The organism is Rhodoflexus sp., from assembly GCF_053489755.1.
The window spans coordinates 1-23,198 of record NZ_JBRCHD010000034.1 but is presented as its reverse complement, the minus strand read 5'-3'; the positions used below and the strand labels follow the sequence as shown (position 1 = coordinate 23,198).

The following is a 23,198-nucleotide window of genomic DNA, read 5'->3' as shown; positions in this document are numbered from 1 at the left end:
ACTACTCCGCCAGCGCTCGCAAATCCACAGGCACGACGCGCGAAACGCCCTGCTCCAGCATGGTTACGCCGTACATGACATCGGTGGCGGACATGGTGCGCTTGTTGTGCGTTACGATGATGAACTGCGAGTTGTCGGCAAACTTGCGGATGATGTTGTTGAATTTGTCAATATTGGCATCGTCTAACGGCGCGTCCACTTCGTCAAAAATACAGAAAGGCGCGGGGCGCAGCAGGTAAATGGCAAAGAGCAGCGAAATGGCGGTCAGTGTTTTTTCGCCCCCCGAAAGCTGATTGATGGTCAGCGGGCGCTTGCCTTTGGGCTTTGCCATGATGTCAATCGCCGATTCCAGCGGATTTTCAGGGTCTAACAGCATCAAATCGCAGGTGTCTTCTTCGGAAAACAGCGAACGGAACACGCGGATAAAGTGGGTGCGAATCTGTTCAAAAGATTCCGTGAATTGCTTGCGTGCAATTGCGTCTATCTCGTCAATGGTCTGCAATAGCGATGCTTTGGCGGTCAGCAAGTCATTTTTTTGCTCGTTGATAAAGTCGTAACGGGCTTTGATTTCGTTGTAAGCCTCCATCGCCATGGGGTTGATAGCCCCGATGCGCTCCATGCGTTCTTTGCACTTTTGCTGCTCTTCGCGCAGGAACTCCTCGCTCAAATCGCTCAGTACAAGGTCTGGCGCATTCATAACTGCCTCTAAATCAATCTCAAACTCTACCGAAAGTCGTTCTTTGAGCGATGCCATTTGCAAGCGGGCTTCGTTGAGGCGGTTGTTCATTTCGCCGATGAGCTGGTCGGCTGTTTCGCGGCGGCGGCGCAACTCACGGATTTCTTTTTCGGTTTCGGCAATGCTGCCGCGTGCGGCGAAATAGTCCTGTTCGGCTTCGCGCACACCTTCTTCTATGCTCTCTTTTTCTTCGTAGAGGCTGAGTAATTTGCTGTCGCTGAGGGTGTTGCTTGCAGCCAGTTCGCGGATTTCGCCTTCGGTTTTTTGCAGTTCTGCCTGCGCCTGCTCCATGCGGCGGCGTAGATTGACGATGTCGTTCTGGCGGTACTCAATTTCTTTTTCCAGCGTTTCCAAACGGTTGCGCAACTGATAGCTGCGCATATTTTGCTCATTATAAGCCGTTTGTTTGCGGTTGAGCGCCTCGTTGCGATGGAAAAGCTCGTTGTTCAGGTGCGCAAGTTCGCCTTCGGCTTGGCTAAGTAGCGTCTGCGCCTGACGCGCTTGCGGTTCGATTTCGGCAATTTCCTCGCGCAAGGCATCCATGCGCGCCTCCATGTCCTCTTTTTTCAGGTCGCTGCTGCTGACCAACTGCTGCAACTGCTCCTGACGGATGCGGGCGGCGGTTGCCTCCTGTTGCAGGCGGTTCAAGTCGCGCTGAGCGGTTTCTATCGCCGCTTTTTTGCTGTCCGCTTTTTGCTGTTCAATGTATTGATAAAGCGCTTTGAGGCGCTCTTCGTCTTTTTTGATGCGGTCGTTAAGTTCGGCAAGCTGTCGGCTGAGTTTTTCCAGATTCTTTGCCCGCCCCAGTCGTTTGCCTTCAAAAAGCCCGACCGAACCGCCTGAAAAGCTGAAAGGTTGCCGAATAATTTTACCGTTTTGTGTAATCAGCGTTACTTCCTGCGGCGCGTAGGGCAGCGTTTCCTGATGTTCGGTCAGGATGTAAACATTGCCTAACAGACTGTAAACCAGCGGGGTAAAGCGCGTGTCAAACTCAATGACCGAAAGGGCATGTACTGCGCCGCTGATTTCCTGCTTGTTTGGCATAGGGATATTGCCGCGCATCAGTTGCGACATGACAAAAAAATTGGCGCGTCCTTTACCCGCTTCGCTCAACAAGTTGATGCCTGCCATTGCCTGTTCCTCATTTTCAACCACATAGTGGCTCATGTAGGGTTGCAGGTAGTTTTCAATGCAAAGTTTGAAAGCATCGGCAGCGTTGATAATATCGGAAAGCAGGGGCGCATTTTTGGGGAAACGCTTATCGCTGTGCAGAAAGCGCACCGCCTCGGGGAAGCCTTCCATGCTGTCCACCAGCGATTTGGTGAGGTTGTACTCGTTTTGCAGCGCATCCATTTTGCGGTGTTCGGCGGCTATTTGCAGCCGCAGGTCTTCGGCTTGTTGGGTGTTTTTGGCAACGCTTTCCTGCAAGGCAAGCTCGGCGGTCTGCATATCGGCAAGTTCGCGCTCTAAGTCTGCTATTTGGTCGCGTAGGTCAAGTACGGTATCGTTCAGGGTTTCAAGAGAGGCGCGTTGCTGGCTGGCATCGGTGTGGTTTTTTTCCAGTTCAAGCCGCAGCGCATTGTATTGCATCTGCTTGATTTCCAACGATTTGTTAAGTTGGAAAACTTCATTCTTAGCCGTATTGCCGTTGGCGGTGGCTTCTGCCATTTGCTTCTGCAAGGCTTGTACCTGTTCGCGCTCGGCTTCATAGTCGGCTTTGAGCGTCGTCAGCGTAAAGTCGGTTTCGTCTGCCTGCCTGCGTGCGCTTTGCAGCTCTTCTTTCAGGACGACAATGCGGTTGTGCAGCACGTCGGTATTGTGTCGCTCGTCTTCAATTTGGCGCTCCAAGCCTGCGCGGCGGTCGGTGAGAAAGCGCAGCCGCTCGTTTTTGAGTTTTTGCTCGCTTTCGTATTGCCTGATTTTGCCGACGTGTTCATTCAGTGCCCGTTGGCGAGTAGCCAGCAGTTTTTCTTTCTGCAAAATCGCCGTTTGGGTTTGCTCAATGGAAGCCTCCAATTCGGCAATTTGAGCGGTTAGCGCGGTTTTTTGGTCATTTTCGGCGTTGAGTTGCGCCTGAATGCCGATGAGCGAATCGCGCTGCCGGCTGACGATTTTTTTAGCCAATTCAAGGCTGATTTCTTTGTATTCGTCTTTGGCTTTGTAGTAGCGCTCCGCCTGTTTGGCCTGTTTTTCAAGGCTGCGCAGGTTTTTTTCTATTTCAAAAAGCAGGTCTTCCACACGCGCCAAATCGGCATCGGTATCGCTTACTTTTTTGATGGTTTCTTTCTTTCGCGCCTTGAATTTGGAAATGCCCGCCGCTTCTTCAAACAATTCGCGGCGGCTGCCTGAGGTGTCGTTGAGCAAGTCGTCCACCATTTTCAGCTCAATAATTGCGTAGCTGTCCGGCCCGATGCCCGTGTCCATGAACAGGTTGTTAATGTCTTTCAGGCGGCAGTTTACGCCGTTGAGCAGGTATTCGCTATCGCCTGAGCGGTAGTAGCGGCGCGTGATGGTAACTTCGGTGTATTCGGTAGGCAGCAGGTTTTTAGTATTCAGGAAAGTGAGCGAAACCTCCGCCATTTGTTGCGGCTTGCGGTTTTTGGTACCGTTAAAAATGACGTTTTCCATTTTGTCGGAGCGCAGGTTTTTGGTGCGTTGTTCGCCCAGCACCCATCGGATAGCATCTACTACGTTGCTTTTGCCGCAACCGTTAGGCCCCACAATGCCCGTAATGCCTGCATCAAAGTTGATAGTAACTTTGTCGCCGAAACTTTTAAAACCTTTGATTTCTAACTTGCTGAGTTGCATGAGTTGCGCCCGATTTTTGGCAGCGGCAAAAGTACAAACTTGGCGTCAATCATGGGCGAACCTTACACAGGCAAAATATTGTATCAACAATATTTGTAAACATATCAATCCGATGTACCTTTGTAAGGTGCGAATAGAACAGGAATTACAACAAAGTAAGTTTGACAGCGAGCATCATAAGGCTGTGCTGAATATTTTGTTTACAGCAGGCTGGATCAATACGATTGATCTGACAATGTTAAAGCCGTTTGGTATTTCTCCGCAACAGTTCAATGTGCTTCGTATTCTGCGCGGGCAATATCCTGCTACTGTCCGCCTTTGCGATATTACGCCGCGCATGCTGGACAGGATGTCAAACACTGCCCGGTTGGTAGAAAAACTGCGCCTAAAAGGCTTGGTCAAACGCGAACAGAATCCGCTCAACCGTCGGGCAGTAGATATTACCATCACCAACGAAGGGCTTGCCTTGTTGAAGGCAATTGATGCCAAAATGCAGGAATGGCACAGTCATTTTACCAATCTTTCCGAACAGGAAGCTACACAACTCAATATTTTATTGGACAGGTTGAGAGGATGTTAGCAGATGAAAGATTTCTATTTCATTGACTTGTACTACATTTACGAACTGATTTCTTTTGCCTGATCCCGATGTATGCTAAGATTATAAACCGTATTCCGCTTTTGTTATCTCTGGTTTTTCTGCTGGCTGTTTCCTGTACCAGAGAAGGCAGTCCGTTGGCTGATTTTTCTGTGGAGCCAAACCCTGCAACAGTAGGCAGAGCGGTTACTTTTGTCAATCGAACTGTTAATGCGACAGAGTTTGAGTGGTATGTGCAGGGGAATTTGGTTTCCAATGAAAAGGAACCCCGTTTTATCTTCAATAGGAGCGGTACACAGGTGGTTACATTGGTGGCGCGCAATCCGAAAGGTACTTCGGGTGGGTCTATTCCCGTGCGCGTACTGGATCCCCGCGACTCAATTGTGGGTACTTACAGGGGAACCATAACGGTTATCTTACCGAATGGGCAGCGCAGTACGGGCAATAGCACCTGCATTATTCAGCGGGCGCAATTCAATGTATTTGGTTTAGATATTAGTCTCAGTGGTATCAACGATGCGCCACCGCGCAATGCAATCATAGTGGACGATAATAGTTTCAACATAGAAAATGACATTGCGGGTGTTCGTATGCGCGGCACGGGACTCCGCAGCGGTCGGCAATTGACCTTGAACTATACAGTCGTAAATAACGCCAATCATTTGTTAGCAACCTATAATTTTATTGGGACGAGGTAGTCCTAACAGCATTTTAAACTAAGGCAAAGTGACAGCCATACGTACACAGCCTTTGCCGGCTTTTAATTCGCTGCCTATATTAGGCGCAATTAGTACGGTCCATCTCTTAAACGACTCTATGCAGGCGGTGATACCTGCCATATTTCCTATTTTGGAAACAGAGTTGCAACTCAGTTATCGTCAGTTAGGGTTGATTGCTTTTGCTAATAATATTGTAGCCTCGTTTTTACAACCGTTGATCGGTTTTTACACCGACAAGCGCCCAAAACCTTATCTGCTTCCTTTAGGAATGCTTTGCAGCACAATAGGGATGTTGTGGATGGGTTTAGCTACAGATATTGTCCAATTGGTTTTGGCTGTGATGCTGATTGGGGTCGGGTCGTCTGTATTTCACCCGGAGGGTTCGCGATTGGTCATCATAGCTTCAGGAGAACGGCGCGGTATGGGGCAGTCCTTATTCCAAGTATTAGGACAGGCAGGGCAGGCGCTGGCCCCTGTATGGACGATTGTGATCTTTGCGCCTTTGGGGCAAAAGGGATCATGGCTTTTTGTAATTGTGGGGAGTGTTGCAACGCTTATTTTATTCTATCTGGCAGGCTGGTACAAAGCCAACCTGAAAGAAACGACTTTTGTGCGTCCGATTTCGCTAAATAAACTACACGCAAAGCGTCAAGAGTTGATTTATTATGCTTTTGGACTGATAGCGCTTATTACCTTTGCCCGTAGCTGTTACATAGTTGGCATTGTAGGCTTCTATACTTTTTTTCAAACCAAAGTTCTGATGCACTCGCTTGCAGAGGCACAATCCTACATTTTTGTTTTTCTCATATCGTTGGCGCTGGGTACGCTGCACGGCGGAACATTAGCCGACCGCATAGGATTGCGCTCTGTCATGTGGCTTTCGGTAACTATCAGCGCATTTGCGGCTATTCTGCTGCCCTTTACAGAAGGCTGGTCAACCTATCTGATTCTTTTCATTTCGGGCTATGCGGCAATGGCAGGTTTTCCTGTATCGCTGATTTACTGCCTCGAACTCCTACCCGAGCGGGTTGGGTTGGTTTCAGGAGCTATGTTCGGGCTGACGTTTGGTATTGGCGCTGTAGCTGCTATCGGGCTGGGAGCTATCGGCGACTGGCTCGGTATCAAGAACATGATTATGATTTGCTGTGTGCTGCCCTTAATAGGGCTATTTGCATTTCTCCTGCCTGTAGAAAGAAGCAGGCGGCGCAGATAAGCGCTCCGCGCATTTGCGCAAAGCATTAATATTTCCATACAAAAGCGCCATCAGTTGCAAGGGCATGGCAGGTCAGCCCCAATGCTATGGCTTGCTGCTTAATCCGCCGAACCGTCGCCGGACTGTTGTTGCCTTCCAGTACAATGCAGCGGACTTCGCGCAGTTGATCGGCGGGTAGCCCGTTCAGGTCGAAAAGCGCATTATTGGCAATGAGCAGTAGGTCGCAAGGCGGCAGCACAGGTTTGCGCACACGCTTTGCCAGACGATATACCTGCATCTCTCCTTTGCGGTACAACATGCCTCCCTGCACTTTTCGTGCCGCTATCGGGCTTGTTTCGCTATCGGCTAATACGACAGGAATTTGCTCCCAGTTGATACTTCTTCTGGCCAGAAATTCTGCAAAAGTATAGCGGATCTGCTGCGGCTGCTCCAATAGCGTACTGTCTGCCAGCAAAATTGCCTGCTGCCCCTTGAGCCATAGCATCGAGCTTTGTCGGGCAGTATAGAACACGGCCAGCAACTGCTCCTGCCGCTGACTTTGCCAAGTCCATAGCTTGGAGGCTCCAAATGCGGTAGCAGCCAGAAGCGCAGCGACAAGCAGCAAGCGATGTTTCAGCACAAAAAATACGGCTAACGCTATTATGATTGCATAGATGCCCGTCATCTCCCATGCGCTGATGTACAGCGCCTTAGCAGCCGAATAAGGCAAAGCCTCTACCTGAAAAGCCAAATAGTTGTTCAGCCATACCAACCATTTCATTACCCAGCCTAAACCTTGAATCAGCAAGGGCTGCCATGAAAAAATCAATATCAGAATCCCCCAGCTTAACATGCAGAAAGCCAGCGGAATAGCAAACAGATTCGCCAAAAGGAAATAGTTCGGAAACTGATGAAAGTAATACATTCCCAGAGGAAAGGTTGCCAATTGCGCCGCTGTTGAGACACAAATCACCGACCATGTTCTGTCTGCAAAGTTCAATGGCGAAGCCGGCGCTTTCCAGCATCTGTAGAATCGCGGATAGAAGTACATAATCCCCGCTACTGCAGTGTAGGAAAGCTGAAAGCCAACCTGAAAAAGCATCAGCGGATTGTAGGAAAGCAGGATGACGGCCGACAGCGCCAGCGTATTGAACGAGGAACCGCGTTTGTGGAATAGCTGTGCCACATTGAACAGCGAAAACATCAGTGCCGCCCGCATGACCGAAGGCGAAAGCCCTGTAACGAGCGCATATGCCCACAATACAAGCAATACAATCGCAACGAAAAGCCATCGGCCTCGTTCGTGATTTTTGAGCGGATACAACAAAAAACTCAGAATAGTAAACAAGATGCCAACGTGAAGCCCCGAAACGGCCAGCACGTGCATAATGCCCGTCGCTGAGTAGGCGCGTAGCAAGGTGTCGTCCAGTTCGTCCTTCAGCCCAACGATGAGCGCCGAAGCCAGCCCTGCCTCCATCGGACTGTCAATGGCGCGTTCTAAAGTGCGATCTGCCCATTTTTGCAGTTGTAAAGCTGTCCTGTGCAAAGAAAAACCGGAGTCTGCAACTATCAGCTGCCAGTTTTTTGCACTTACAAAATGCTGATAGACAATGCCTTTGTTGCGCATCAGTTGCCTGTAATCAAAAGCATCGGGGTTTTTGGGTGGCTGGATTACCTGTGGCTGACCGCGAATCAGCAGGCGGCTGCCGTAGGTGAGCGCCGCGTGTTGCAGGCTGTCAGCCCGCAGCGAAAGTTGTACCTTCGCATCGGCAGGCAGCCATCCTTTGGGAGTGTGTACGCGCAGTATTTCGGCTGTCAGGCTGCTGTTGCCGCTTGCTTTGCGGTCGGCGCGCGAGATAATTACTGCTTCGTAGGCTGTTACAAGGCTATCTGAGGCGTGAATACTCAGACGTTCGCGTGGTTCGGTCTGCCACATGCGCAGCGCCCCAAAGCTAAACAGGGCAGCATATACACAAGACACAGCAATAACGTAGTGAACTTGTGTCTCTCGCGGGCGGCGCAGCACCTGCCCTTGCAAGTACAAATATGTTGCTACGGCTACAACAAACAGCCCCGCATAAGCAGCGCCGACGGGTAAATAACGGGCAGTTACAATTCCTGCCGCAACAAGCAATACAATCCGTACAAAAGGAAGTGTTTCCCACTTACTGGTTAACATCACACAAAAACGAGAGCGAAGCGAAGAAGTAATCGAACCGATTTTTCAGCAATTTGTTGCTATCGCTATTTTAAGCAGACAATGCTGAAATTACAAGCAAAAGTGAAAAATATTATTTGACATTCTTTACAAACTTTTCACCTGTACAATAGCTTAAAGCACATCTGAATTGCGGGAATCTTGCAATTACCAACTTTACTCTTTTATGAACACCCAATCGGTAGTATCCTTACCGTCATCACTATCCGTTTGATCGCTGTCAAGTTCCACATTCATTTGCCGCAACTGAAGTCTGCTGAAGAACCGTTAAAATAGCCTGACTAACGAACGTCGCCGCGCACCAAATACGCCCCGATATTGCATTGCAAGCATTGGCGGCGGCTGCAAAATTCGTTGTAGAGTTCTATGGCTGCCTGCGTGTCGGCGGCGGTTTGCAGCGGCAGAGGCAACTCTTTCCACTGCCTGATAATGGCGTTATTTTCGGCAGGCAGCTGCGCCAGCAGCTCCAAAGCCCGCTCCATCACCTCTTCGCCGCCTTCGCGTAGTGCGTAAGCTGCCAACAGCGGAAACAGCGTGTTGATTATCAGGCTATTGGCGCTATCTTCGCCCAAACCTCCCAGTTTTCGTTCCGAAGGTTTTTCAGGTAGGTAATGGCGCTGCCAATACTCAGATGGCTGCGCGTTAAGTAATTCCTGCAAAGGCTTGATTTGCTTTGTTTCAAGGAAAACCGTAAATAAGTCGGGTAGTTGGCAGAGGATAGCAGCAGCCTGCGCCAAACGCCGTACAGGGAAGTTCGCAGGGCGCATGCGGGCAATTTTCCACGCACTTTTGGTGCCTGTTTTATCGCTCAGGTCGTATTTATGTTGTAAATAGCGAAATTCTGCCTGCAATTTTTGCAAGTAACTATCCTCATAAGCCTTTGATAACCAGCCACTCATGCCCAAGAGCAGCGCCTCTGTCTGCAAAGGTTCGTGCAGATGTTTGCGCAGCACATGGTAGGGCAGCGAACGCGCCAGTTCCAGCATCGGTGCGGCATTGACTTTGAAGCCCATGTTGCGCATCAGCAACATATAAGCCACTTGCTGCCAGTCGCCGCGAACTTGTTGCAACCAATCCAGCACTTCCTCGGCTTTGCGGTGCAGGCGGCGTACCAATGCACGGTCTGCCATCGCAAGTACGGTTAGCGACGGTACTTTTTCTATCTGCGAAGCGCAGGCAATTGCTTCTGCGGGCTGTGCAAGCATGAGTGCATAGCGTTCCCATAGGAGCGGATCGGTGCGGGACTTCAAAGCCAAAACAGGAATCGGGGAACAATCTGCCCTCACTAAAGGTTCTGAAGTATCATGTTCCCAAACCACGTGCAATATCACACCCTCATAAGCAGCATCGCGCTGATGACCGTGCCGTAACCAATCGGAAGTTCTCATGTGCAACTCTACCTGTCCGAACCATTGCAAACCGTCAATTTGTAGGGCTGCATTGGTAAAATCTGCCCCGGAATCGCTATTCCGTGTGCCTGTGTGCACAACAGTTAGCGTTTCACCGCTTTCAGTTTGCAGGTTTCGTTTATCGAAGTACTGAAATTGCCAGAGGTAAGCAAGAAATAATTCATTCATAAACGACAATAAATCAGAACAAATTTCTGTAATTGCAAGTTATTAAGAGTTACAATCATTCTACAACAAGTACAATGTATCAACAAGTTCGGTTTGCCGACAAAGGTCGGTCAGCGTTTTTTGCAACTGTCAGAAAGCGCGTTGATAATTATTTTATCCAAAACAACATTTCCAAGCACGCCAACGCGGAAATGATTTTAAAAACAGTCCTATTTCTCGGTGGTTTTGCAGGTTTTTATTTACTCTTACTTCTTGGGAATTTCAGTACTCCTGTCATGCTGCTCTTAGCGGCAGCAATCGGTGTTTTCGGTGCATTGATTGGTTTCAATATCTGCCATGATGCCATTCACGGCTCGTATTCTTCCAATATGTACGTAAACAAAGCGCTTAGCCTTGTATTTAACATTATCGGTGCAAATCCTTACGTGTGGAGTATCTCGCATAACATCGTACATCACACCTACACAAACATCGCGGGACACGACGAGGACATCGAGGTAGCCCCGGGCCTGATTCGCCTTTCACCGGAAGATAAACTTACTCCTATCCAGCGTTATCAGCATTTATACGCCTTTCTGCTTTACGGATTGGCTTCTGTTTCGTGGGTTTTCCGCAAGGACTTTAAAAAATTCTTCCAAGAAAAGATTGGCAGCCATAAAAACAGGCATCCGAAAATGGAATATTTCAATCTGTTTTTCTACAAAGGCGTGTACTACTTCCTATTTATTGCCTTACCGTTGTGGATCATGCCTATCAGTTTTGGCGGTTGGTTGGCAGGTTTTATGGTGATGCATATTTCACAAGGTTTGGTATTAGGCTTAGTATTCCAACTGGCGCACGTAGTAGAAGGCACAGACTTCCCGTTACCAGATGAGAACGGCAACATGGAAGAATCATGGGCGGCGCACCAAATGCGTACGACTGCCAACTTTGCCCGCAACAGCCGCATCGCTAACTTCCTTTGTGGCGGATTGAACATGCAGATAGAACACCATTTATTCCCGAAAATTTGCCATGTACACTACGCCGCTATTGCGCCAATCGTACAGCAAACAGCCAAAGAATTTGATTTGCCTTACATAGAAAATGAAACATTCTTTTCCGCGTTGCAATCGCACTACCGCATGTTGCGCAAGTTTGGCATAGAAGAGTGGGAAGCCAAAGACAAGCTTGTGATGGCTTAATTTAGATAATCCATTTCTCCAATACTTTACGGGGTTTTCGCCAATGCTCGCGCATCAGGCTATAAATCCCGTAACTGTTTACAGTCGGTATTTCGGCTCCCTGATGTTTGTTTCCTTCGCTGATTCTGATGGGATCGGTTTTCTCTGAAAACATTTCATAGTGCAAAATACCACTGCCCCTGTCCAGACACACACGCGATAACTTCCATATTTCCTGTCCGCTTTCCGTATCAGTCGGCAGAAAGCGTATGTTGTGCAACTGCCTGTAAAGCAGCCAAATAAAAAAGTAAAAGCAGGCGAATTTTCATAGTTGTGCTTGTTTTCTTGTCTTGGCAAAGCCTTTAATCAGACCTGTCAGGTGCCGATGGTTGGTTATCAATGTGTGAAATAGATCGGGATTGCGCTTTGCGAGTCGGTTGATGCGCTGCTTTTGTTTGAGGATACGTGCAAACCGGTAGTACCGAAATGCGTAGTAGCCCGAAGCAGGCAAACTGAGTAGGTATAACAGCAGATGCCACCACAAATCGCTGATTAGGTTCACAAAAAGCCAGCCGTACAGCGGGTAGCATATGCCAAAAGTGAAGATTCCAAGCGTTAGATTGATAGGGGCGCGATAGACGGTTTCCCTCGTGAGTAAAATTGCCAGCCGACCCGGCAGCCGATAGGGGATGTAGTTGTGCAACTCGCTGTACAGATAGAGTGGAAAACCTGCTATAACAGCCAGCCACTCCTGCCATCTAATACGAATCACCTCGCTTGTTTTTTCAGAGTTTTGCTGCTCCGGAACAGCCGTCAAAACGCGCGCTGAGATGCCGTTCTGCCGCAGAACTGTCAGGTGTTCGGTCAGTAGTTGCCGAAATTCTTTGAATCCTTCTGTATTTTCTTTCGAATAGAAGGCCACACCGTCCGCAATTTCTTGCGCTACTACAAATACCGAATCGGTATGCGGCAGATCTAAAGCAAGTTCTTTTTTAAGTTGATGTCCGTAGATTTCCTCAATTTGCCGCGTGAGTTGGTCGGTGGCTTTATCGGGGGTGATGACGAGCATCGGGCGCAGCCGATTAGCCATTTCTTGTGTGAGCGTATGTACGCCATCCGGATGATCGGCAAATGCACGGGCGGAAATCGGTTGGGCATAGCCAAGTTTGAGCAAACTCTGAAAGCGGCGCGGATTGGTGTAGTTGATGCCTGCGCAAACAATCTGCACGTCTTGGTCGGGTGGCAGATGTGCCAGCGCACCCAATGCAATGCGGGCTGTACCTGTTTTCAGGGGGCGCAGTTCGCGGCGGTCTTCGCTGATGCCTTCGGGGAAAATCATCAGCGCCCCGCCTTCGGCCAGCAGCTCGAAGCAGGCAGCAAAGGTCTGCTCATTCTTTTGGGATGCCTCCGAACTGTCTTGCTGCCTGTAGATCGGGATCATAAACAGTTGCCGGAACAACCACTTGACAAAGGGTGAAGTAAAAACTCCGCCATTTGCCAGAAAATAAACCGGACGGCGCAGCCAAACCGCTGCAACGATAGGGTCTAAAAATGTGCTGGGATGGTTGGCAGCAATAATTAGCGCGCCTTTTTTAGGCACGTTCTCCAGCCCGCTGAGGCTGATACGTCCAAAAAAGGCGCGAAGGGCAATCAGAAATATGAAACGCAGGAACTGATAGAGCAGCATATATGGCAACTATTTGACCAATATACGCTTTGTCAATTTGTTTCCGTCAATATCGAGCGTTACTAAATAGATACCGGCTGCACAGTTGCCCAAGTCAATTTCGTGTAGTAGCCGCAAGTTGTCCATACGTACCGAGTCGGTGAGCAGTTCGCGCCCCAGCAGGTCTGTTACGTGGATCTGTACATTTTCAGCGCGTTTGAGGAAAGACCCGAATACAGTGATTTTACCATCTGCCGAAGGATTTGGAAATACCCGTACATCTTCGCGGCTGGCCAGAAACTCTTCGATACCTACTGCATCGGTTTGAATTTGGAGGTTATCAATCGCCCAGCCCCAGCCATTTGCCGATTCATCGGCAAACAAACGAAAGCGAAAAATTACTTCCTGTCCGGCGCGGAAAGTCTGCAAAATATTGATGCTGCGTGGGCGGAACAGTTCTTTTGTCCCTATGGTAGTTGAGTTAGGGTTATTGGCCGATAGCCCACGCGTGTAGGCGCTCAACCACTCAGGACGTTCGCGGGAGTCGTAGCCGTTCAGCAGGCGCTGCCAGGTTTGTCCGCCATCGGCAGAACCTTCCACAATGACATAATCCCAAAACGTAAACTGCCCGAATACCGAGCCCGGCTCGCCGGGTTCAACCAATACGATTTCATCAAAACGCATAGTCGAGTTTTGTTCGCGGATGCGGATAGGGAATCGCATTTGGTAAATATAATTGCTTTCGTTGTTAATTCCCGAACCATCCTTGTAGGGGTGATCGGAATGGATCGCACCATTTTCAAAACCTGCGGGAGTTTCTATCCTGAAGTCGCCGCCGATGAAATCCTCTGCTCCGCCTTGGTTAAAATCGTTGGCATAACTCTCGCGAACAGGCAGCAATCCTTCTGCACGCACCTGGTGGAAACCATTAGCGGGGTTTGTTGCCTGATTGCGCCTACTGCTGATGTCGCGGGCTACTATGCGGTAGCTCAGGTTCGTACCGCTTACGATGCGCCCCTGTGGAAATTGCAGCAACGTAGCAAAGTTATCGGGGCCAACGGGTATCATACCCAACGTTATAGTTGGCTCATTATCAAGCCTGTACTCTACAAAAGCTGTATCTATGCCCAGCCTGTCGGTAATATTGGCAGAAATAATCAGAGAGGTAGCATTGACGGGTAGGATAGAAACAGGAGTATGTGAAATTATGGGCGGATCGTTGTCCGTAGTTACGATGAACGAAAAAGTAACGCGCGGCGCTACACCTGCCGGCCAGAGGATTTGTACATTCTGCCGCGTATTTTCGGCAATCAGGTAGTAGTTGATCGTAACCTCCCGATTGGGTGCAGGGATCTGTCCTTCGTACAAATCGCCCGATGTGCGGCGCATAGTCGCTGTTTGCTGCGTAGCAAAACGGTCTAAAGAATACACAATTCGCAGATCATAATCAGCGAAATTCAGCGCTGTATCGCTCACCAAGCGGGCGCGGAGCGTGAAAGGCTGGTCAATAATATCGGTGTTAGGTTGCGGATCGTGGATGATGCGCGTATTTCGCCAGCCCATTTGGTCGAAAATAGCCATCGCTACCGGTCCGGGATCGTGCGAAGCCTCACCATTGCCGATCGAAGAAATCATCAACTGGTTAGAAGTACCGTCGTAGGTGCGGTCGTCTAAGTGTGAGATACTTGAACCCTGCTGCCAGGGAGAAGGTGCAAAAAGTGGTGCAGGCACGCCCAGATTGGCGCGGCGAACCAGTTCACCCTGAAATACGATTGCGTCGCTGGTCAGTTCGCGCCCCAGCGCCAGCGAGTTGTTGCGGAAAATAGTTGTATCAAGCAGCGACTCGCCGCGCGCATTTTCTATGAAAACGTCATAGATAAATGGAAAGCCGCTATCGCCCCAGCGCCCGAAGTTACGCCCTGTTTCAAACTGAAAACTGCCTGCAAAACCCAAACCATGTCCAATTTCATGCAAAGCAACGCTTGTCAAATCCCACTTATCGGAAGGCGGATTGGCATCTGTGCCAAAATACCAGTTATTGTTATTGCTGTTAAAATTGGCAATAATATCGGCATCCTGACCGTTCAAATCTTCACCCAATAGCTTTTCAGCAAGCGCTACGGGATACCAAACAGGAAAACGCGGTAAAAAAGGCGAGCGGAAAAAGCCGTTGCTCGTAGCGCTGCCCAATACGTTGGGGCGGCTGTTAGGTTCCCATACCGCCCGAATGCGGATAGGTACAGGCGAGGAAATCAGCGACGACCATATATCTACCGCCCGTTGGAATGCAGCCTGTGCCTCCTGCGTAAAACCTTGATATTGAACAATGAATTGCGCGTTTTCTGTACCCTCTGTTCTGCCGCTTCTGCGGGCAGCCGCCCACTTTTCATAGGCTTCGGGGGGAGGAATATTTTTGCGGATGTGGCTGATGGTCGGCGGGCAGATGATAGACAAACCCTCTTTTTTGTACTCGACCTGTAGCCGCTCACGCACCGTTTTTTGTGCCTGAGCGGTATGCAGGGTACAGATTGTTAGGTAAAGTAGCAGCAGTTTGCCGATGAAAGACTGTAGTAAGATGCGCATCGGAATTTCAGTTTTGGTAGTACATATTGTATTGTTAAGTTAGTAAATTTTCCGGAATGTGCTATCGCATCGTCAGGCTGCTGTCGGTCAAGGTTTGCAAAAAGGCTATGAGTGCGGGTCGGTTGATGCTTCGGAAGTGATGATCAGGTAGTTGATGCTGTCTTGCCAGCGAGTCGGGCAGGTTTGCATAGTGCGCTATTACCGCTTCCAGATCGGGTAGGCTGCCGTCGTGCATATAGGGTGCAGTCAGCAGTACGTTGCGCAGCGTCGGGGTTTTGTACCTGCCAAAATCGGCTGTCTGCGAGGTGATGCGCTGCCTACCCAGCAATAGTCCCGCACTATCAATTTCCGAAGGCAGCGGCAACCCGTTCCGATGAAATTTACCATCTGTAAACAGCGGCGGCGTATGGCAACGGGCGCAATGCCGCTCGAAAATGGCAAGCCCCTCCAATTCGAGGCTGCTTAGTTGGATAATACCGCGTTGGTAGCGATCGTAGCGGCTGTCTGCTGCGATCAGCGTCCGTTGGTATTGTGCAAGGGCGCGGCTGATGAGCGCAACCGTAATAGAATCTGTCCCAAAAGCAGCCCGAAAAGCACGGCGGTATTCAGGGATTGCCTGCAACTCGGCGGTTAGCTCGCGCAGATCTGCTCCCATTTCGTCGGGGTGGCGCAGTGGTGCAAAACTGAGCGATTCTAAGTTGCGCACACCTCCGTCCCAAAACAAGTGTTCCGACCAAGCCAGATTGACGAGCGTTTGTGCGTGGCGCAGCAAGCGATTGCCTGACATACCCCGCGAGGTAAGTGCAGCCGTATCGGCAAAAGATACCTGAGGCTGGTGGCAACCTGCACACGCAAGCTGATTGTTGGCAGAAAGCCGCTTATCGAAAAACAGCATCCTGCCCAGCGCAACCCCTTCTACTGTCGCGCGATTATGCGGCGGCTGCGGCACAGTATCGCCCAGCGGCAGCGGCATATCGAACACATAGGGGCGCGGCGATTGTGGCTGCATACAAGCCCACAGCCAAAGCAGCGCCGCCGCCACAAGGCTATATTTACCTGCTTGTCCCAAATCGGTTGGCGGCTAAGATTCTCTTCATTTTAGTATTACAACTCAAAATGCGGCATAAGCGTTCGCGCTTTGCGTACCTTTGTGCCTATCATGGAAAAAGTAAAGCCCAAAAAATACTTAGGACAGCATTTTCTCAAAGATTTGCACATTGCAGAGCGCATTGCAGCGTTGCTTTCGGGGCATGGCGGCTACCGCAAGGTGCTGGAAATAGGCCCGGGTATGGGTGTCCTTACACAGTTTTTGGTAAAAAATACAGACAGGGAGTTACACCTTGCTGAGGTGGACAGTGAATCGGTGGCTTACCTGCAAAAAGCAGGCTATGTGCCTGCTGAGCAACTGCACCATGCCGACTTTCTGACCATGAATTTGCAGGAAATTGCACAAGGCGAACCGCTTGCGCTCATTGGCAACCTGCCCTATAATATTTCTTCGCAAATATTTTTCAAGATGCTGGAAAACAGGCACTTCATTCCCGAAATGGCTTGCATGATTCAGAAAGAAGTAGCGGAACGCGTCGCCTCTCAACCGGGCGGCAAGGAGTACGGCATCCTGAGCGTACTCTTGCAGGCATTTTATGAAATTCGCTATGAATTTACCGTCCACGAACACGTGTTCCAGCCGCCGCCCAAGGTAAAATCTGCGGTGATTACGTTTCGCCGCAATGCTACCCAAGAACTTGGCTGCGATGAAAAGCGATTTTTTACTGTTGTTAAAACAGCTTTTAATCAGCGGCGCAAAACGCTGCGCAATGCACTCAAACCAATTGGCATTCCCGAATGCTCGGCACATTTGCCTGTACTCGACTTACGCGCCGAACGACTCGGAGTAGCTGAGTTTGTCGAACTGACAAAGGCCTTGAGTTAAGGTTTCTGTTGTTTGTGAGGATATAAACACGAGTAAAACAAGAGGCTGTCTAAAAAGGCTAGATGTAGCACAGACTTCAGTCTGTAGTCGTATGATTATCAAGTATTTCAACGATCACAGCTAAAGTCTATGTTACTTTTTGGACAGCCGCAAAAGATTGGTGTCCAAAGAAACTTTGTGCAAGCGGTTAATTACTGCCGCGACGCTGTCCGTTCCACTGTCCGCCCATTTCTTTCATGCGCTCTGCCACGATCTTCTGGAACTCGGCGCGGGTTACTTTTTTACCTTCCGAAGGAGCTTTCAGTTCGTTTTTGGGAGGTGTTTTTGTGCTGATGCTCAAGGGACGGAAAACAACTAATTCGTCTTCTACATTGACTTCTAACACAGTGCCGGGCAGCGAGTGGAAACGATCCGGACCAACGGGGGCAAGCATCTGATCGGCATACCAAGCCACTACGTTCACTTTGCGGTTCATAAACTCGTCTTCCATCGTCGCTTTTTTGCAGGTATAGCCGTTAACGACTTTTTCTTCGTCTTCAAATTTCCATGCGCGGACTTTGAGCGTGTCTTCAATGAGAAACTTGCGGCTCATGAACTCGCGCAGCTCCAGCCATTGGGAGGTTTCAAAGTTGAGATAGGTAGATCCCATGTTGCGCATGAAACGCATCATGCCTCCGCCACGACCGCCGCCTGCCTGCATATCCTCATCGTCCTCTTCTACGGGCTTGTAGATAGACTCATTGGCATTGAAAGCAAGTTGCATTTTCTGCGTCATAAATTCGGGGATCATGCTTTTCATCGCCTCCCGTTCGGGCGGTAGGTTTCGGTGCAGATTTATTTTCATTTCGTAAATAATAGTTCCTTCCATTGTCTGCGCTTGTGCAGCCAGAGCCAACAGGAAGAAAAAGGCTAAAGCAAGGTTCTTTCTCATGCGATTTCAAACAAATTAACTCGAGGCAAATGTACGCCGAAGGGCTTGTAAGGCAGTGTTAATCAGGCTGAAAGTAATGTTAATCAAGGTTAACAAACAGGCGCAATGCGATAAAAGTTTTTTTTCTTTGATGTTGAAAATCTCAAGCGCCTATGCGTCCAGCTGCTGCCCGACCTTTGTTACCCGTTTTACTAATGGCTGCAAGCCTCGTCTTGCTGATGGTTTTACAGTTCCTGTGGCTGACCAAATCATTCAACGAGGCAAGGCAGGGGGTTCGGCGCGAGTTAAGCAATATGTTCGAGCGCAGCGTTCGCCATGTGCAGGATTCGCTGGCTATGCGGCTCATGGATTCGCTGGGTATCAACCGGGATTCTATTGCGCAACTGTTGCTCCCCTCGTCGGCACAAACGCAGCGCGTTATCGTCAATACTCATTCAGAAAAATCCGATTCGCTGCGCAACAGCATGTTCATCGTATCGCTGAGCGCAAAAGGCGACTCCTTGAGCAAAAATTACCTCAAGTTCTCTCCGCGCAGGATGCGTTTCGTTAATTCTATCGGGCTGCTGGCTGCAGGTATTCGGATTGACAGCAGCCTGATTATGAAGCGACTGCGACACGAAATTGCTGAACGACAACTCCGCGTGGACAGTATTGCCATTGCGTCGCTGCAACTGAGTAGCCCGCCCTCAGAGGAAGAGTGGCGCAAGATGCGGGAGGCAGAAGCACAGAGTCCGCACATTCTCCGCGAGCGGATTTTCATCCTGCCCGGCGTAGGCTACGAAGCCCGCATGCAAGGGTTCATATGGAATGTTTGGCAACATATGCTGCCGCTGATTTTATTTTCACTATTCCTTACCTCGGTTACTGTAGCAGCTTTTGGGCTGATGTACCAATCGCTACGCAGGCAAGAGCGGCTGGCAGAACTAAAAAATGATTTTATCGGCAATGTAACGCACGAACTCAAAACGCCTGTTGCTACTGTCAGCGTTGCTATTGAGGCATTGAGCAACTTCAACGTATTGCAAAATACCACGCTCACGAGCGAGTATCTGGAAATTTGCAAAATGGAACTGCGCAGGCTTTCGCTGATGATCGACCAGATTATGAAAATTGCCATTTTTGAAGAAAAAGGCATTCAGCTAGAAAATACCAACGTAGATCTGGACGTGCTTGTGCGCAAGGTAATGAATGCCATGCGTCCACAGTTTCAGCATTTTCAGGCACAGGTTAATTTACAGACCATCGGCAGCCGGTGGACGGTACGCGGCGACGATACGCACCTGACCAATATTCTGTTCAACCTGTTGGAGAATGCGCTCAAGTACAGTGCAGAAAATCCGCAGATAGAGGTGCGCCTTTTAGAGAAAGAGCAAGACGTGGTGCTGGAGGTCAGCGATAATGGTATTGGTATTCCGGCGGAGTACCATAAGAAAATTTTTGATAAGTTTTTTCGCGTACCTACCGGCAACGTGCACAATGTCAAAGGCTACGGACTTGGGCTGAGTTATGTTGCCAACGTTGTGAAAAGTCATGGCGGGGATATTACTTTGCAAAGCATACCTATGCAGGGCAGTACATTCGCTGTGCGCCTGCCAAAAATTGTAGCAACGGTCAATCTTCAGTCGCATGAATCCAGCCTTGTTTAAAATTCTGTACGTAGAAGATGAGCAGTTTCTGGGACGCATTGTCAAAGACAGCCTCGAGAGTAGGGGCTTTCAGGTGCTGATGTTGCCGGACGGCAAGCAGGTAAGCGAACAGTTTGAGCGTTTTCAGCCGCACATTTGTGTATTAGACGTAATGCTGCCTCATAAAGACGGCTATGCTGTCGCGCAGGAAATCAGGCAGCTTGCACCCAAAATTCCTATCCTTTTCCTCACTGCTAAAACGCAGGCAGAGGATGCCGTACTAGGTTTTCAATCGGGTGGCAATGACTACATTCGCAAACCCTTTAGTTTAGAGGAACTCATCGTCAGGATTCAGAACCTGCTGCAATTGACTCAGGAAAAGCCCGTCATGCGCAACGACGGCACGGTTAGCATCGGGCGCTACACTTTTCTGCCACAACGCTACGAGTTGCGGCTCGGTGAAGAGGTGCGCAAACTATCGCACCGCGAGTCGGAGTTGCTGTCCATTTTTGCCGAAAATCAGAATAAAATCATCAGTAGGCAGGACATCCTGATGCGCGTATGGCACGACGACTCGTTTTTCAACTCCCGCACGCTGGATGTGTACATTACCAAACTGCGCGGGCTGCTCAAAGAGGATTCTTCCATCCAGATTTTATCTATCAAAAACGTAGGCTATCACTTTTTGGTAGGGTAGTACCCCAAGTGAACATTTCCCGCCCTACAGGTGTTTATCACAAAAGCAGCGTAATTTTGCGCTTATTTTTCCATACAGGAGTAGGTAATTAGTCAAATTAAAACGTATCGCGCCCTTCAGGGTGCGCGTTGGTTACTTGATGAAAATCTATTACTTACACACCCTCAAGGGTATGTTACATTTTGCACAAGTACTTAACACACATAATGAGCGCCAAAGGCAGAGTATTAGTCGCTATGAGCGGCGGTATAGACAGTTCGCTGGCAGCGGTTTTGCTGCACGAGCAAGGATATGAGGTGATAGGCATGACCATGAAAACGTGGGATTATGCCTCTTCGGGCGGTAGCAAGAAGGAAACGGGCTGTTGCAGTTTGGATTCCATCAACGATGCCCGCTATGTAGCTGTTAGTCTGGGCTTTCCACACTATATCGTAGATATTCGCGAGGAGTTTGGCGACTATGTAATTGATCACTTTACGAGTGAATATCTGGCGGGACGCACCCCGAACCCTTGTGTATTGTGCAATACGCACATTAAGTGGGACTCGCTGCTACGCCGCGCCGATAAATTGGGCTGCGACTTCATTGCAACGGGGCATTACGCCAACGTGCGCGAAGAAAACGGCAGATTCATTGTTTCCAAAGGCTTAGACCATGCCAAAGACCAAAGCTATGCCCTCTGGGGCGTGTCGCAGCAAAGCCTGAGCCGCACGATTTTCCCGCTGGGCAAATTGCACAAATCGGAGATTTATGAAATGGCAACCTCACGCGGCTTCATGGAGTTGGTGAATAAGCCTGAGAGTTATGAAATTTGCTTCATTCCGGACAATGACTATCGCGGATTTCTGCGCAGACGCGTCCCTACGCTGGAGCAGGAGGTAGCCGGCGGCGATTTTGTGATGGAAGACGGTACTGTTGTCGGTAAACATCAAGGCTATCCGTTCTACACCATCGGGCAGCGCAAAGGATTGGGTATTACGCTGGGCTATCCTGTATTTGTAACCGAAATCAGGAAAGAGACGAATCAGGTGGTGCTGGGTACGGACAAAGAACTCGCCCGCGACGGCATGTGGGTAGGGCAGCTTAACATGATGAAATACCCATCGCTGAGCGAGCCGCTGGAAACCGTTACCCGCATCCGCTATAACGATAAGGCAGGTGCGCCCGCACAAATTATGCAGGAAGATGATCGCATGAAAGTACTGTTCCATCAGCCTGTATATGCTATTGCTCCTGGGCAGGCTGCCGTATTCTACGAAGGCGAGGATGTAGTCGGCGGCGGCTGGATTCAGTCCAGCTTTAGGCAGGAAACCGCTGTTTGATTTTCTTCCGCAGCGGACGCACAAGTCCAAAAACGCAAAGAATTAAAAAAGCCCTTGCAACATCTGAATCGCTGCAAGGGCTTTTATATTTCCATCGTTCGTGAGGAATGTTAGGACTTATGCAAGGGTCAATATGTAGTTTTTTTCATAAGTTCTGCCATCTCTGACCAGCGCCATGATTCTTTGAATAATTTTATTTTTGACTGCATTAAGGGCAGACATTTTTTGTTTGCCCTGTGCTACTTTTCTCTGATAAAATATTTTCAGTTCACCCTCTCGTTGAATAGCAGTCATCGCGCAGAGGTGCAACAATGATTTAAGCGATTTATTGGCAAAGTGAGACAAGCGCGTTTTACCTCGCACACTACTACCCGAACTATGCTCAAAAGGTACTATGCCGCAATAGCAAGCCAGTTTTTTTGCTGAACTGAATTTGGTAAACCCCTGTGTGGCAACCAGTAAAGCAATAGATGTTATTTTGCCTACACCGGGAACAGAGCATACAATCCGATGTAAGGCGGAGAGTGAGTTATCATTAGCAATCAACTCGTCCATTTGCCTGTCTAATGCTTTGATTTGCTCATTAAGCGCTGCTATGACAGGCTGGTAGTGCTGCTCCTTCAACTGATAAAGGCTTGCCGCTTCACAGGTACGGGATTCTTGCAAATCAGTCTGCAAACGCACGCGGGTAGCAACTAACTGCGTGCGGCTGGCTTGCAGGGATTGTAATTTTTGCAGACTTTCAGGGGCAGGCTGATACAAAACGACTTTGTCCTGATACCGATAGGCATACTCGGCAATCCGGTGCGCATCAGCTTTGTCGTTTTTCCCCCGTTGTAAGCCTAAAGAACGTTTAATAACGGTTGCATTTTCTATCCAGATACAGGCTTGTTGCAGGCTAAGTGTGTGCAGTAACGTATGCATATACCTGCCTGTATTTTCAAGACAAATCAAGCACCGGCTGAAAGAAAAAGAATAGGCTTGCTGCCAATGCTGCAACAATTGTTCAATGCCTTCCCGCTCATTAGCAATCTTCTGATAGGCTAAAACCTGACCGGCATTACGTAAAGTCAAATCTAAACTTGCTTTACTCACATCAATTCCGATAAAAAAGCTGTAATTTTCCATTGTCTTTACTAGTTAAAACACAGGAAACATGGAATGATCCGCAGTGTTCAAGTCTTTAATAAGGAGCCTGAAAACCCAAAATGTTAGCTGAACCTTTCGGATCAAAAGCTCATAGGATTCATTCCCCACAAGGGGCTTATTCCCCAGACACGAACAGAAGTCGCCTATGAGCTTCCATATCCTGTTAGTTGGCAAAGAGCAAATAATCCTTGGAAAATCCAATACTGGTTAATCCAGATATCCACTCACTCTTACCCAACAAACACTTAGTATCTTAACACTTGCAAATCTAAAAGACACGA

Annotated in this window: 17 protein-coding genes; 8 read left to right on the top strand and 9 right to left on the bottom strand. The window is 49.1% G+C overall.

The window, feature by feature from the left end; all coding sequences use genetic code 11:
• Position 1: 1 nt before the first annotated feature.
• The gene (smc, locus tag ACWIP2_RS07375) at positions 2 to 3,544 is read right to left on the bottom strand and encodes a chromosome segregation protein SMC (protein ID WP_448519273.1); all 3,543 of its coding nucleotides are present in this window, start codon (positions 3,542 to 3,544) and stop codon (positions 2 to 4) included.
• Between the two features lie 112 nt (positions 3,545 to 3,656).
• Between smc and ACWIP2_RS07370 the strand changes: the two genes are divergently transcribed.
• The 3 genes from ACWIP2_RS07370 (at position 3,657) to ACWIP2_RS07360 (ending at position 6,074) form a co-directional block, all read left to right on the top strand.
• Positions 3,657 to 4,124 (top strand): MarR family winged helix-turn-helix transcriptional regulator, encoded by a 468-nt coding sequence (locus ACWIP2_RS07370; RefSeq protein ID WP_448519272.1) that lies wholly within the window; start codon positions 3,657 to 3,659, stop codon positions 4,122 to 4,124.
• A 101-nt stretch (positions 4,125 to 4,225) separates the two neighbouring features.
• Positions 4,226 to 4,840, top strand: a complete 615-nt coding sequence (locus tag ACWIP2_RS07365) for a PKD domain-containing protein (protein ID WP_448519271.1) — start codon at positions 4,226 to 4,228, stop codon at positions 4,838 to 4,840.
• A 28-nt stretch (positions 4,841 to 4,868) separates the two neighbouring features.
• Positions 4,869 to 6,074, top strand: a complete 1,206-nt coding sequence (locus ACWIP2_RS07360; RefSeq protein WP_448519270.1) for an MFS transporter — start codon at positions 4,869 to 4,871, stop codon at positions 6,072 to 6,074.
• Between the two features lie 25 nt (positions 6,075 to 6,099).
• Here the strand turns inward: ACWIP2_RS07360 and ACWIP2_RS07355 are convergent, their stop codons facing one another.
• Both ACWIP2_RS07355 and ACWIP2_RS07350 read right to left on the bottom strand, forming a co-directional pair.
• Complete coding sequence (locus ACWIP2_RS07355) at positions 6,100 to 8,232, bottom strand: ComEC/Rec2 family competence protein (RefSeq protein WP_448519269.1); 2,133 nt, start codon at positions 8,230 to 8,232, stop codon at positions 6,100 to 6,102.
• A gap of 320 nt (positions 8,233 to 8,552) precedes the next feature.
• Complete coding sequence (locus ACWIP2_RS07350) at positions 8,553 to 9,848, bottom strand: DUF2851 family protein (RefSeq protein WP_448519268.1); 1,296 nt, start codon at positions 9,846 to 9,848, stop codon at positions 8,553 to 8,555.
• Between the two features lie 74 nt (positions 9,849 to 9,922).
• On the opposite strand from ACWIP2_RS07350, the gene ACWIP2_RS07345 reads away from it, so the two are divergent.
• Positions 9,923 to 11,032: a fatty acid desaturase family protein gene (locus ACWIP2_RS07345; RefSeq protein ID WP_448519267.1), complete on the top strand. Its 1,110-nt coding sequence runs from the start codon at positions 9,923 to 9,925 to the stop codon at positions 11,030 to 11,032.
• Position 11,033: 1 nt separating this feature from the next.
• Here the strand turns inward: ACWIP2_RS07345 and ACWIP2_RS07340 are convergent, their stop codons facing one another.
• The 4 genes from ACWIP2_RS07340 to ACWIP2_RS07325 form a co-directional block, all read right to left on the bottom strand.
• Positions 11,034 to 11,291, bottom strand: a complete 258-nt coding sequence (locus ACWIP2_RS07340; RefSeq protein ID WP_448519266.1) for a hypothetical protein — start codon at positions 11,289 to 11,291, stop codon at positions 11,034 to 11,036.
• Positions 11,292 to 11,336: 45 nt separating this feature from the next.
• Positions 11,337 to 12,698, bottom strand: coding sequence for a lysophospholipid acyltransferase family protein (locus ACWIP2_RS07335; RefSeq protein WP_448519265.1), 1,362 nt, complete (start codon positions 12,696 to 12,698; stop codon positions 11,337 to 11,339).
• A gap of 9 nt (positions 12,699 to 12,707) precedes the next feature.
• Positions 12,708 to 15,260, bottom strand: coding sequence for a T9SS type A sorting domain-containing protein (locus ACWIP2_RS07330; RefSeq protein WP_448519264.1), 2,553 nt, complete (start codon positions 15,258 to 15,260; stop codon positions 12,708 to 12,710).
• Positions 15,261 to 15,321: 61 nt separating this feature from the next.
• Entirely contained in the window at positions 15,322 to 16,329 is a 1,008-nt protein-coding gene (locus tag ACWIP2_RS07325) for a cytochrome-c peroxidase (protein ID WP_448519263.1), read from the bottom strand.
• A gap of 69 nt (positions 16,330 to 16,398) precedes the next feature.
• On the opposite strand from ACWIP2_RS07325, the gene rsmA reads away from it, so the two are divergent.
• Positions 16,399 to 17,193: a 16S rRNA (adenine(1518)-N(6)/adenine(1519)-N(6))-dimethyltransferase RsmA gene (rsmA, locus tag ACWIP2_RS07320; RefSeq protein WP_448519262.1), complete on the top strand. Its 795-nt coding sequence runs from the start codon at positions 16,399 to 16,401 to the stop codon at positions 17,191 to 17,193.
• 187 nt (positions 17,194 to 17,380) lie between these two features.
• Here rsmA and ACWIP2_RS07315 read toward each other — a convergent pair whose 3' ends face one another.
• Positions 17,381 to 18,124, bottom strand: coding sequence for a GLPGLI family protein (locus ACWIP2_RS07315; protein WP_448519261.1), 744 nt, complete (start codon positions 18,122 to 18,124; stop codon positions 17,381 to 17,383).
• A 152-nt stretch (positions 18,125 to 18,276) separates the two neighbouring features.
• Between ACWIP2_RS07315 and ACWIP2_RS07310 the strand changes: the two genes are divergently transcribed.
• The 3 genes from ACWIP2_RS07310 to mnmA all read left to right on the top strand — a co-directional run bounded on the left by ACWIP2_RS07310 (position 18,277) and on the right by mnmA (position 21,768).
• The gene (locus ACWIP2_RS07310) at positions 18,277 to 19,770 is read left to right on the top strand and encodes a sensor histidine kinase (protein ID WP_448519260.1); all 1,494 of its coding nucleotides are present in this window, start codon (positions 18,277 to 18,279) and stop codon (positions 19,768 to 19,770) included.
• On the top strand, positions 19,751 to 20,446 hold the full coding sequence (locus ACWIP2_RS07305) for a response regulator transcription factor (RefSeq protein ID WP_448519259.1): 696 nt from the start codon (positions 19,751 to 19,753) through the stop codon (positions 20,444 to 20,446). Before ACWIP2_RS07310 ends, ACWIP2_RS07305 begins: the two co-directional genes overlap by 20 nt.
• 206 nt (positions 20,447 to 20,652) lie before the next feature.
• Positions 20,653 to 21,768: a tRNA 2-thiouridine(34) synthase MnmA gene (gene mnmA / locus ACWIP2_RS07300; protein ID WP_448519258.1), complete on the top strand. Its 1,116-nt coding sequence runs from the start codon at positions 20,653 to 20,655 to the stop codon at positions 21,766 to 21,768.
• Between the two features lie 117 nt (positions 21,769 to 21,885).
• Here the strand turns inward: mnmA and ACWIP2_RS07295 are convergent, their stop codons facing one another.
• Complete coding sequence (locus ACWIP2_RS07295) at positions 21,886 to 22,896, bottom strand: IS110 family transposase (protein WP_448519257.1); 1,011 nt, start codon at positions 22,894 to 22,896, stop codon at positions 21,886 to 21,888.
• Positions 22,897 to 23,198 lie beyond the last annotated feature (302 nt).